This is a genomic window from Solibacillus sp. FSL R7-0682 (genome assembly GCF_038005985.1).
Lineage (GTDB): Bacteria > Bacillota > Bacilli > Bacillales_A > Planococcaceae > Solibacillus.
The window spans coordinates 1,186,358-1,199,181 of sequence record NZ_JBBOUI010000001.1 but is presented as its reverse complement, the minus strand read 5'-3'; the positions used below and the strand labels follow the sequence as shown (position 1 = coordinate 1,199,181).

The 12,824-nt window shown below is 35.4% G+C and carries 8 protein-coding genes; 4 read left to right on the top strand and 4 right to left on the bottom strand.

Features of this window, described 5'->3' with window-relative positions; translation table 11 throughout:
• Positions 1-1,041 carry a serine hydrolase domain-containing protein gene (locus MKZ17_RS06100; RefSeq protein ID WP_340722870.1) on the bottom strand — a complete coding sequence of 347 codons (1,041 nt, stop codon included), beginning with the start codon at positions 1,039-1,041 and terminating at the stop codon, positions 1-3.
• A gap of 774 nt (positions 1,042-1,815) precedes the next feature.
• On the opposite strand from MKZ17_RS06100, the gene MKZ17_RS06095 reads away from it, so the two are divergent.
• From MKZ17_RS06095 to MKZ17_RS06085, 3 genes are all read left to right on the top strand, one after another.
• Complete coding sequence (locus tag MKZ17_RS06095) at positions 1,816-2,106, top strand: hypothetical protein (protein ID WP_340722869.1); 291 nt, start codon at positions 1,816-1,818, stop codon at positions 2,104-2,106.
• A 55-nt stretch (positions 2,107-2,161) separates the two neighbouring features.
• The gene (locus MKZ17_RS06090) at positions 2,162-2,365 is read left to right on the top strand and encodes a helix-turn-helix transcriptional regulator (RefSeq protein WP_340722868.1); all 204 of its coding nucleotides are present in this window, start codon (positions 2,162-2,164) and stop codon (positions 2,363-2,365) included.
• A gap of 606 nt (positions 2,366-2,971) precedes the next feature.
• Positions 2,972-3,244: a hypothetical protein gene (locus tag MKZ17_RS06085; protein WP_340722867.1), complete on the top strand. Its 273-nt coding sequence runs from the start codon at positions 2,972-2,974 to the stop codon at positions 3,242-3,244.
• A 231-nt stretch (positions 3,245-3,475) separates the two neighbouring features.
• Here MKZ17_RS06085 and MKZ17_RS06080 read toward each other — a convergent pair.
• The 3 genes from MKZ17_RS06080 to MKZ17_RS06070 form a co-directional block, all read right to left on the bottom strand.
• Positions 3,476-4,830, bottom strand: a protein-coding gene (locus MKZ17_RS06080) for an IS3 family transposase (RefSeq protein WP_340722866.1) whose coding sequence is annotated in 2 segments (ribosomal slippage) — positions 3,476-4,377 and positions 4,377-4,830 — 1,356 coding nt in all. Because the reading frame shifts where the segments join, the coding sequence is not laid out codon by codon here.
• A gap of 741 nt (positions 4,831-5,571) precedes the next feature.
• Positions 5,572-9,081 carry a chitobiase/beta-hexosaminidase C-terminal domain-containing protein gene (locus tag MKZ17_RS06075; RefSeq protein WP_340722865.1) on the bottom strand — a complete coding sequence of 1,170 codons (3,510 nt, stop codon included), beginning with the start codon at positions 9,079-9,081 and terminating at the stop codon, positions 5,572-5,574.
• Positions 9,082-9,145: 64 nt separating this feature from the next.
• Positions 9,146-11,920, bottom strand: a complete 2,775-nt coding sequence (locus MKZ17_RS06070; protein ID WP_340722864.1) for a 5'-nucleotidase C-terminal domain-containing protein — start codon at positions 11,918-11,920, stop codon at positions 9,146-9,148.
• A gap of 392 nt (positions 11,921-12,312) precedes the next feature.
• Between MKZ17_RS06070 and MKZ17_RS06065 the strand changes: the two genes are divergently transcribed.
• Positions 12,313-12,654, top strand: coding sequence for an ATPase (locus MKZ17_RS06065; protein ID WP_340722863.1), 342 nt, complete (start codon positions 12,313-12,315; stop codon positions 12,652-12,654).
• Positions 12,655-12,824 lie beyond the last annotated feature (170 nt).

Genomic DNA, 12,824 nt, shown 5'->3' with positions numbered 1-12,824 from the left:
TTATTGTATTGCTGATTTTATAGAACATTTATAAACAGTATCTCCAAAAGATCGAATATCGCTTAAATAATCGTATCCTTCAGATGAACCATAACGGTTGAGCATTCTTACTGCTACTACGTTTTCCTCTGGAATGACGAGCAGAGCTACATTGGTGTACCCGAGTAATTGATAGGAACCTTTTGGAACTGTATCGCCTATTTGGTTAAAACTATGGTTTGTATCTTTTACAAACCATAAAAATCCGTTCTTCTGAATAGGAAGTGTTGGGTTAGGAGTTTGAATGGATGTAGCCATTTGAATGATTTCTCTAGGAATTATCTGTTTTCCTCCCCATTTCCCTTCTGTTAAATGAATGTAACCCAATAAAGCAAGCTCTTTTGCAGACACATACATATTCATTCCAGAACCATCTACTACATCCGTCTCAGTCCAAAAAGGGTTATCTGCATCTCGAATAGCGTCTGCAATTTTTAAATGAGGCTTACTCATCCTAATCCATTCTGTCGATTGAAAGCCTAGTGGTTCAATAACTTGCGATTTAATGATTTCAGCAACAGACAGTCCCGTTGTTTTTTTGATAATCATTGTCAACAGATCAATACTTGGACCTCTATATGCCCAGGATTCACCAGGTTTATATTCACTTACTAGTTTATTAACATCACAAATTTTTAGCCCATGTGTGTGAGTTAATAAGTGACGAATGGTTACCCCTTCATACGCGGACTGATGTGAATCATCTACAAACTGTTTAACTGGATCATCAATAGAAAAGTAGCCCCTGTATATAGCGTAAGACGCAGCAAAACCGATATAAGCCTTTCTTACAGAGGCAATATGGAATTGAGTGTCTACTTGAACATCTCGAGCGTATTTTTCATTAGACTGTTTACCAAAATACGACTCTGTTACGATTTTGTCGTTACGGATAATAAAAATGGCACCACCACTAGCACCCAACTTTTCAGCACTTTCCATTACATGAGTATGTACATCTTCAAATAAGTTTGTGTAATTATTCTCGTTCTTTAAAATCAATTTTTTCACTCTCCTTAGAAAATAAAAAATGCCCCCAATATGATTGGAGGCACTGTGCAACATTACTGTTTTTAACCATTAAGGACACCAACACAAGTTATCTCACTTATGTCACCTGTATAACTACTATAATTGTAATTTAATTTAATAATTTTAGCAATAATCAGTTTTTTACAAACATCATTTATACCTTAGTCTATTTATTCAGTTAACCAGCCGGGTTTGTTTAAGTTAAATCCTTCACTCTCACTTGCATTACATAAATTTTTATTTACTCCAGAATATGGACATTTAATTGAATAATTTTTATGGAATAGCCTCAGAAAAATGCTGATTTATAGAGGTAATAATATACAGGATTTTATACAAAGTGAAGAACAAACCCAGCAAGCAAAAAATATTACTTTATCAACCGTTTGAGCTATTTGTAAAAAATAATGTATAAAGAATGTTCATAGGAAAAGTCACGATACGTTGATATAACAACATTCGTGACCTTTGGATGTGCGCCCAAACTTGCGTTTGGGAACGTTATTTTGTATGGAAATGAATATTTCTCTTAATACGCTATTCTATATTTCCAAATGCCTTTTGAAGTATCCAACACACACTAATTTTTTTGTACAAAGCTTTTATGCTGGAGAAACTAACGTTACCAAATTTTCCGAACAACTTAATATATGTATGGTATTTGTTACATTTTGTTATAAATACTTTACTTTTTGTAAAAAATATATTACTGTTAATTTATCACAAATTGTAGGGGGTATTAAAATGCTTGATATGTTCGCAACTGTCTCGACACTCTTGCTACTCGTAACCATTCTTTATTGGGCTTATTTCTTAGATAAGAACAAAAATGACGAAAGAGGGGATCAAATAGTGGGCAAAGCGGCTAAAATTTCGTTTTCTTCATTATTTGTCATAATGGGTTTCATCACCATTTTTTACTACAACGAAAGGATTACTCCAGATTTCCTTTTTGATTACATGATAATCGGCTTATCAGTAGGAGCTTTAATTCATGCAGTGAGTCTCTTCCTGTATGACCGGAAATACCAGTAAACATATATCTAATTATCTTATGAAATAACAAACAATTTGAGATAGGAGGTTAGGTATGTTAGACAATCAAATTAGTATTTGGAGAGCTCATAAAAAAATGACACAAGACCAACTAGCTAAAGAAGTAGGAGTAACTCGACAAACCATAGTCGCTCTTGAAAAAAACAAATATAACCCTTCTCTTGATTTAGCATTTAGGATTTCAAAAGTATTGGGAAAGCAAATAGATGAAGTATTTACACACATTAGTGATGAGTAAAGTAAATACTTTAAAGGAGTTCTGTCCACAAACCACAGATATTCTACGATAAGAGGTTTCATAAATCTTGAGGTAATTTTTTAGTTAACCGACTGCTGTATTTCAGACAGGGGTAGTACCGTCAAAACGCATATTTTATACGTTAAGGCTGAAAAGCTTGATATATAAGAGTTTTAACCAAAAAGGTTTTATGTCGTATTTTTTGGCACTTTGATTTTGGTATATGTTTTGCGAAATTAAGCCATATTAACGACAAATTTAGGGGCTATAGAGGTTATTTCATAAACGAACGTTTTTGGAAATCTCTTAGCGTATAATATCCGCGTTTTGTCGGCTGGACCCCAGACACAAAACGTTACAAAATCGTGATTTGGATGTATTCAGTGAATAAGTAGCCAAAAGCAAATCCCTCATTCAAATGAATGGGGGATTTATAGTTACCTAACTTTCATGTGTGAACGTTTATTTGTATGTATTTGTATAACTAAAATAATTATTTTTTCACTTTTGCACCAGGACCCAAAAAATGGTGGTATTTTCGGGTGAAATAACATATTTTGTAGCAATTGAAATTTTAAGTTTTAGCGAAAGGAGATAAATATTTAAATGAAAAAAATACTGATTACAGTTCTTTTCAGTTCTTTTATTTTTTTAATCCCTAGTGCAATCACAGCAAATAAGACTGAAACAAAAACATTAAATATACCTGAAACAAAAATATTAGATGAAAATACACTTGCAGAGAAATTAGAAGAACACCTAAAATATCAAGCTATTAAAGGAATGAAAGAACACAATGCACTATCAGTTACATCTGTATTAACAGATAGTGAAGGAAATGTATTAAACACATTCACAATATATAAAGATGATAATTAAACAAGTTACCAAAGCGGCCTTTGGTAATGTTTCATTGAGATTCTTTTTAAATGTTATCGCCACTCAGAACAAGTGGATCGAACAGCCTTCTTTAAAATTATTTTTCGCAGCGTCTTAGGGCTTTATTATCTAATACAAACAGCGACAAACACCGATTTAACAGTACTTGTCGCTGTTTGAAATGTTACCAAGCTTGAAGTGACCCCTAAAAGTTAGACACGGTAATTTCGCTTAGGCAGCTTGAATAAATTGAGTTCGGTACTGCACCGGACTCATTTTTAATTTTGCCTTCATGCGTTTCGTGTTGTAATACGTTATATATTTTTTAAGTTCTATTTTGAACTGCTCCACACTTTCAAATTCCTTTAAGTAGAGGAATTCAGATTTTAGTATGCCAAAGAAATTCTCCATCACTGAATTATCGTAACAGTTGCCTTTACGCGACATACTTTGTACAATGCCTCTCGATTGAAGCGTGTGGCGATATTGCTTCATTTGATAATGCCAGCCTTGATCGGAATGCATCAGTAGCTGATGGTCCTTAGGTAAGCGTTCTAAAGCCTTTTCTAACATGTCTGAAACAAGTAAAAATGTCGGTCTTGAGCCAATCGTGTACGTGATAATCTCGCCATTAAATAAATCTAAAACAGGCGATAAATAAAGCTTCTCGCCAAATACTTTGAACTCTGTAATATCCGTTGCCCATTTTTCATTTGGAGCTTCTGCTGTAAATTGGCGATCTAAAATATTTGGGGCGATTTCACCAACCGTCCCTTTATACGATTTATATTTTTTCATACGCACTAAGCACTTTAACCCTAGCTCTTTCATGATGCGTTGAACCTTTTTATGATTCACTTTTTGCCCACGATTCGCCAGTTCATCACGAATACGACGATAGCCGTAACGACCCTCGTGTTCGTCGTAAATCGCTTGAATTTCAGCTTTTAAATCAGCGTCTGGATCGGGTAAATCGAACTTTTTCGCCATATCATAAAACGTGCTGCGTGGAATGTCCGCATACGCCACAAGTGCTTTCACCGAATATTTATACCTTAATTCACAAATGACTTTTACTTTGTCTTTCGTGGTGATTTTTCCTTGGCTTGAACTAAGGCATTCAACTTTTTTAAATACTCGTTTTCCATTTCAAGCTGCTTAATACGCGCTTGAAGTGCTTCTGTAGAGCCCTCTGCTAGTACGTTTTTAGGTTGTTTCGTTGTTTCTTTTTTCATGGATAGACGCCCCTTTTTCTTTGGCTGAAGGGCATCTTCTCCTTGAGTGTCGAGTTGTTTTTTCCAATTCTGTACCGATGAAGCACCTGCAATGTTAAAGAACGCAGCGGTTTCATTAAAGGATGTACCATGTTCAGCCATATAGTTAAGTACGTCTAGTTTAAATGCTTTTGTGTAATTTGTATATCGTCTGACAAAAACCTCTACACCGTTATGTTGATATTGTTTCACTAAGCTTAATAAATAACGATGTGAAACACCAAAATCTGCAGCAACAGTTCTTGAGCTTTCATTCCCATTTACATATCGTTGAACCGCTGCTAGTTTATCTTCTGAGCTCATTTTGGCCATAGAAAAACTACACCTCCTTGTTAGATGTGTCTAACAAATGGGGTGCAGTTCAGCTTGCATTTGGGAACGTTATGAAGAATATATTATGCATAAAATTTATTTTAATTGTGCATGAACAATCATTGAAATACTATTTGCATCAAACTTTTCTTTTTTCCATGAGCCATATAAATTTACTAACTCAAACCCATGTTGGTGTAAAAGGCGTTTTTTTCCCCTGAATCATTCCATTGCACTTTGTTTCCTTGATAATTGCTTTCTACCTCTAACCATTTAAAAAATGGAAGTAAGTATTTCAAATATGATATCGCAGAGCTTTTATCAATTTTCCCTATACAATCATGGTAATAATCTGTCAAAGGAATAAAGGGCTCGTTATCTTTAAATACAAGTAACCGGTATTTACTTCCAATATTCTTCGGTCAATAGTCAAACCAATACAATTATTATACCCCCTCGAAAGGAACGAGTGTTCCCATATCAATATTTTCTTTATAAATTGTAAAGTATTTAACCCTTTTAACAAATTTGGGTGTGAAAGTTAATCAAAATAATAAGCACATCACTAAAATTTGCATTTAGTAATGTGCATTTTTATTTAATGTGTAACATTATAAGTGAAACACTATTGAATAAGACATAATGTACAATTACTTGTACCTAATCTTACAGAGTAGCATACGGGTTTTTAACTAATCTATTTCTATTTCTATTTCTCAGGAGTGCCTAGTTATTTTTCTTTTATTCAAATTTAATTTTTTCTTTAAGAGCACCATTTATAAATACAAGTTCTTGTATATTTTCTCCGCCTCTGACTTCCTTTACATTTGTCCCATCAATGATAACTTTTTGCACGACGGTTCCTTTAAAATCTATAATCGCCCCTGCATTTTCGGGTTTAATCGTTACTTCATGCGTTGCATAGCCTTCCCCTAAGAATTCTGCATAATCTCCTGTAAATAAAATTCCTTCAGTAATAACAGATTGTGCATCCATCGTTACGGAAACACTTCGTTTATTAATAGTAAATTGTTTTGTTTGGAAATTAATAAGATTGATTATTTTTTCAGCAATAATTGGTTCAATTATTTCTCCACCCGCTAGATCAATTTGCACTAACACCGGATCATGGTCACTTGCACGACCCGCCATATCTGTAAAGTCTGCATTAATGTGTAAAATATCAACCACTGTCTTGTTTACTAAATTATTAGAAACTAAAATATGATCCAAAACTTGTGAATTTCCTTGATATAAATAAGTGTAACGGTCCGATTCTTCTACTTTATTAATCATATTGCTCATCCATTCGCCCTCATGAATCTTTAACGCTTGTGCGAATTGGTAGTCATTAAAGTCACCTAGTGAAACAATATTCGCTTCAGGGTTTTGGCTTTTAATATCACTAACAAAATTATAGACAATTTGAGCAATATTTTTACGTTGAATCTCACTATTATTCACAGGTGGCTGAGTAGCGCCAAATAATGGTGTATCGCCTGATTTTGAGTTCCAATGGTTAGCAATGACAATAAGTTCCTCCCCTTGGAAGACAAATTGTGCAGCTAATGGTTTACGACTACTATTAAACGCTGCATTAGTTGGGTCAATACGACCTGGATTTAGTGTTAATTTGCCATTTTCGTAACCTACTGCAGTAGTGGCGTCACCCGGTTGAATACCATCTGGTAACGAAACACGTTGTGGATTATATAAGAATCCTACTCGTATATTTGCGTTTGGTGCTCCGCCATCTGCATTGTTAATTGGATCAATATTGAGATAGCTGTACCTCGGACCACCCGCATCAACAATCGCTTGAATTAAACGTTCATAACTTTCGTTTGCTGCTGAGTTACCAGCAGTTTGGCCATTATTGTCTTGTACTTCCGTTACACCAACAATATCCGGACTTTGCATATCGACTGCGATTGCTCGAGCTAGTTTTCGTGCTTTGTCATTCGTTGTTTCTGTCTTGTTGTTTGAAAAATTTTCAAGGTTATACGAAGCAATTGTTAGCTTATCTTCGGCTTTTACAATTTTTGTCGTTTCTGGAGTTGTTGTTCCTTGACGATATTTTGCAGTCATTTCATCTAAAGAAACATAGATTTTATAATTTTGATAAGAGTAGCCTACTATGCCAGTAATTGGGCCAGTAAATTTATCCCCTGTCGCCACTTCTAAGTTACGTGCTGCTCCATTTGGCTCTAAGCGGAACTGAATACGATTAGGGTTAGTATTTCCCTCTTCAAATAATACACCACCATGAATCGAATTCGTAGGTGTGCTCTCAAGAACGGTAATCAAATCTCCATGTTCCTGTGGTGCTACCGCTTTAACATTCCCTACTTGAACGCGCATTCCTTCTATACTTTCCCAAAAATCGATCGCATCAATCGTTGGATTGAAGACATTAAACGAATCACTATCAATTTGCTTGAAATCCATGTTAGATTCGTCAATTATTACCGGCGTTGGTAATGCTACACCTCGTTGTTTCACTACAACATTCCCACCTTGATCATTGCGTACATTAATCTGAGTTGTTTTTAGGTCCGTTTGATTGGCATCACTATACCCATCATACGCATATTCACTTACTTTTCCTGAAACAGAGACTAAGTCACCTACTTCAATGGACCAAGCATTTCTTCCACTATATAGCAAAATAGCTTCTGATGTGTTTGGATTTTGATCTGCCAATGTATCAGGTGTTTGAATCGTATAGTAATAGGAACCATTCAATGTGAATGCATATGTGACAACACCTTGAATGCCTTCCACAACCGTTCCATCAAATGGTGATCTATGCCCCTCACCTTGTAAATCATGAATTTGTAAGGCATCTGTAATGGTATAGGTGAATGTTGATATGTCACTTAATGAACCGTCTTGTGTTTTTACAATGGTCTTAAGAACCGTATTTTCTGTAATCGCAATCGGTGATTCGTATTTAATACTTGAATCTGTTGGGTCTGTTCCATCAACCGTATAAAAAATTTCCGCATTGGCAGTTGTTGTCGACAACGTAACATTCGTGCCTCCAACAAATGTACCACTGCTTGGACTTGCTACTGCAGGTGTTATTGTTTTACTGTCCATGATGATATCTTGTGTTGAACGTGGAATTAACTGATAGTCATTATCGAACTGTTGAACAATACCGGTAATCGATTCATAGTTCGTGTTTAGTGCTAACCCTAAAGAATTTCCTTCATCCCGTACGATAAAATCTGTACCATCATGAGCTGTGAAATTTGCCCAACCACTTCCTTGTTGGATAGCAGTTAGCGACACATTATTTACCGTAATAATTTGTGATTCATGGCTTTCATTCACTTCCGCGCCAGTCACGATTTTCGTTGATGGAGCGCCAACATTTTCACCCTTTTCAACGACTGTAGATGCATCTAATTGAAGCAGCCCACGATAATCAGCCAATTTCCCAGTAAGGGTTACTTCATCACCTACTGTTATTGGCAAACTTGTTGGACGTACGGCAATACCACCCGTAGCATCCTGAACGGAAATCGTATTTTTTAAGTTGGCTGCAACGATCCCTTTAATCGTTACAATTTCACCTATCGCAGTATTACGTGCTTCTGCGATTGAAATAACATCTGGATTAGTTGGTTCTGGGTCAACTGGATCTACCGGTGTTCCGCCCATTTCGTGCAACCCTAGATTAGAAGTATCATCTTTCGCATATTGAATCCACTCACCCGTAAAGTCAAATGGATCATCTATTACTGTATCTCCACTTGTTACAGTACTTTTTCGTACTAATGTTACATCAACAGCAAAGTTTGCAGCTGACCCCACTTGACCAATGGAATCAATAACATTTCCAGATTTCCGAAGAACTACAGGATCATTTCCGTTGAAATTAATAACGGCATTACTCGGGTAATTTCCCTTACTTTGAATGTCTGCATTTGCTTGCGTATTATATAATACATACGTCTCGCCACTAGCTAAAGAACCTGACAACGTAACTTTGTTTGCTGCTGTGGCTGCTCCATTTGTATGAAGCTCAAGTGAGTATTCATTTAAATCTATTGTTGCTCCTGTTCCATTATAAAGTTCAATCGCCTTATTAAAACTACTGCCCTCGATATACTCAGAAATAATTAAATCCGTAGCAACCGTTTCAGCACTTACCGTTGACCCTACTGTTGGTACAAATAAACTTAGGACTAAAATTAACGATAAAAATGCATGCAACTGCTTTTTCCAATTCTTTATGCTCATCTGAACAATTCTCCTTTAAATTGCTATTTTTAATAGGGCTTTATATATGAATGTAGCGCTTAAACTAAAAAAGAGTTTCTCCATTCACTTTTACATTTTTAAAATTATAGTCCTTTGCATCAAGTCCAGTAAGGTCTAATTTTCCTTCTACTTGTATATTCGCTAAATTAAAAATACCTGGAAGAGTCCCTGTAATGATAAGGTTTCCTTTTATTACAGCATTAGAAAGAAGCGCTACGTTTGTTACATTTACTCTTACGTTTCCACTGTATACTTTTGGCGCTTGCGGTGTACCAGAAAAATCTGTATCTTTAATCGTCCCTCCAGGAAGTTCAGGTACCTTTCCTGCCACATCTACAATGCGTCCTTCTTTGTTCGCATCAACCGTTTTAAGACGAACAAGGTGATCACGGAAATTTTCCCAATCAGATAATCCTAAATCTTTTACTCGACCCTCTGCATATGCTTTTGCTAATACCGTAAACCCATCCCCACCTTTAGCTGTAAAGGCATTTGTGGCGATTGTATAGGTTGTATTATCCAGAAGTTCCATGTAAGTATTTGATGCGCTTTTATACTTAATTGAAACTACACGTTTTCCAGCAGGTTTGGAGGAATCATATTCCACTTTTGCACCAGACACATGTAAGAACCCACCATTTTCAAGCGGGAGATCTTTCAAGCTCGTTTCAAATGTTTGTTTTATTTCCGCTCCCGTTAAATTCATCGTTGCTAATGTATTACCAAATGGAAGTACCGTAATTACTTCTCCAATTGTGATTGGACCTTGATTGATTCCAGCTCGAATTCCACCACCATTTTGGAATGCCATGATGACGTTGGGATTATACGTTTTTGCTTTCTGTAGCATACCGTCTGTGATTAAGTTGCCTAATGGTGTTTCATTGCGACGAACACTATCCGCTTCTGTACGTGGGTTATCAAATGCTTTAACTGCTATTGCCCCTGTTTCCTGAGCGGCAATCTGGTCTACTTTTGCTTTATACGGTTGAAGAAGTGTGGCAGCCGCTTTATCTTCTACTTTGTCAGCGATTTTTATTAATTTACCATCATGTCGTACGACTACACCTTTTTTATCAAATTCCACATCAAGTGTGCCTAGGTATTCGTTATATTGATAAGCTTGCACAATAATTGTTGGTGTTCCGTTTTCATCCACGACAATCGGCTGAGCCAATTGTGTATGGCTATGACCTCCAACAATGACATCAATTCCTTCGACCATTGATGCTAAATTTAAGTCATTATCAATGGCTGGGTTATCATCATATCCGATATGGGTAATCGCAACAATTTTATTTACACCCATTTTTTCAAATGCTTTAACTGCTTTTTTCGCTTCTTCAATATAGTTTTTAAAGGCAATAGACCCTGGACTTGAAATATCTCGTGTCTCCACAGTTGTTAACCCAAAGAAACCTACTTTTTCACCATCGATTTCTTTTACAAGCCCATTATAAATTTTTCCGTTTTTCGGATTACTTGCTATTGAATCGCTAAATAGACCTTTAAATTTGGCATCCTTAGAAAAATCAATATTTGAGCTAACAAATGAGAATTTAGCCCCTTTAATAAAGTCTACTAGCGCTTTATGTCCTTCTGGGCTAGACCCTAAATCAAACTCATGGTTACCAAACGTCATAATATCGTAGCCCATTAAATTCATGAATTGTAAGTCTGCTTGTCCTTTAAATTCATTAAAATACAATGTCCCAGAAAAAACGTCTCCCGCATCTAAAAGTAATGCTTTCGGTTTTGCTGCGCGCACTTCCTTCACGGCTGTAACTTTTTTCGCTATTTGATTTAAATTAGCATGCGTATCATTTGAATGCATTAGTGACAAAGTGAAGCGTTTTATCGGATTTGGCGCTCTTAATTCACGATTTAAATAATAGAATCTTTGTAAATGATTTGCTGACTTTTGGTTGTAATCCATATACATGCCTTCATAACCAACGACTTTGATCGTTTCATCTGTACTTTTAATTCGTTCCTCTAATATTGTCGGTTTAGTATTCGTTTCATCACGATTCACTAGCGTTGCACTTACTAGTTTTACGAAAGATTGGCTCTTTGCGTCAGAAGCTCCGGATACTATTATTCCAGCGGTTTTATTTCCAGTGACATCAATAGTGCCACTTAACGTAACAGTAGCGCGATCTACATAAACTGCTGCATCCGCACCTTTAATTTTAATATTAGTTATGGAACCAACTGTTTTCATAAATTGTAATGCATAGGAAGTGTCTCCCTTTTTCGACACTTCCCCAGTTAATGTAAAACCATTACCTTTAATATGCTTTTCTGAATTAATCTTTAGTTTTTCTTCTAATTTAATATCCTTTTGAATAGAAATATTCTTAACCTTTGGATTATTAATGGCCGATTTTAATTCTTTAAATGTATTAACTTTCGCCTCTGTAGGTTGCGTTGTTACGACTAAATTAGCGATAGCTGCTATTAAATTATTTATTGCTTTTGTAATGTCCGAATGTGTTGCCTTTGAATCTCTTAATATTCTTTGAGCTTCTGATAAAGCCTGTTGAAATTTATTCCAACTATCCTCTGTATAATCTACTTGTTTGCGATTGACCACATTGTTAATCGTCGTCTGTAGCTTTGTCTTGTCCACTTTTTGATCGGTTTTTTTATCTTTTCCATGTTCTTTTTTGTGGTCATTTTTATAATCATTCTTGTGATCTTTCCCCGAATCTTTCTGTGCATTTACCTCACCCGTTGGAGCTACTACAAAAGCTGAGGCAACCAAAGTTGTCGCAATACCTGCCTTAAAAATCTTTTCATAAGCGTTTCTTTTCATCTCAAACCTCCTGAAAAATAGTATGATCCTTATAAGTGTATGCGACGACTCTACTAATCATAAGAGTTTATCCTGTATGTTTTTGTCGTAACAACGCTTTGCATCAAAAAAAGAAAGTCAAATATCGTCCAAATTTTTATTTAATGATGTCCCCTTTTATTGCTTAATAAATTATTCTTTAAACCCTTTTTTGCTTCTGAATTTTTATAATTCTAATAGAGGTTTCCTGTTTTTTTAAAAGATTTCTATTTACTTATTCTCTATTACTATCTCAAATTTATTATTATTTTTTTAAAACATAATTAATATGACTAGAGAATGTAATAGAGTATGCATACTATAAAAATGTAATCTGCAGGTTATAAACCTTTTGTTTAAAGGGGGGTGAAAACATGCCATTAACTACTGGTCCAGTTGAAAATACCGGAAATCAACCAGAAAATGCCTCTACCGTTCGTATTAAAGTTCTTAATCTAACTGGGGGTACACTAACGGGGGTAGTTCGAGTTTATAGACTTAACGGTACAAGACAATTACTTTCGACAACTTCATTTTCAGCAGGTGCTAATGCCTCTACTTTTGTAACGCGAAATGTAGCTGGTGCTTTTCAATATGAAGTTGAAATAGTTCCGAATCAAACTGGAGGATTATATAGTGTTTACGGTCGAACGGCTTCAGGTGTCATCATTGATGCCCAACGATTTGCGAACTCTGAATTGACTCAAATTCTTTAATTTTTCTAACAGATTTTAACTGTTAAAATCTCGGAAGCCTTATATTCATATATAAGGCTTTTCGAATTTATCAATACTCATCTTTAGGAAAAGGCACAATAATACTAACTATCTAAAGGTTATTCATAAATATGAATATACTTCATTACCCATTTGTATATTTCTGAAAA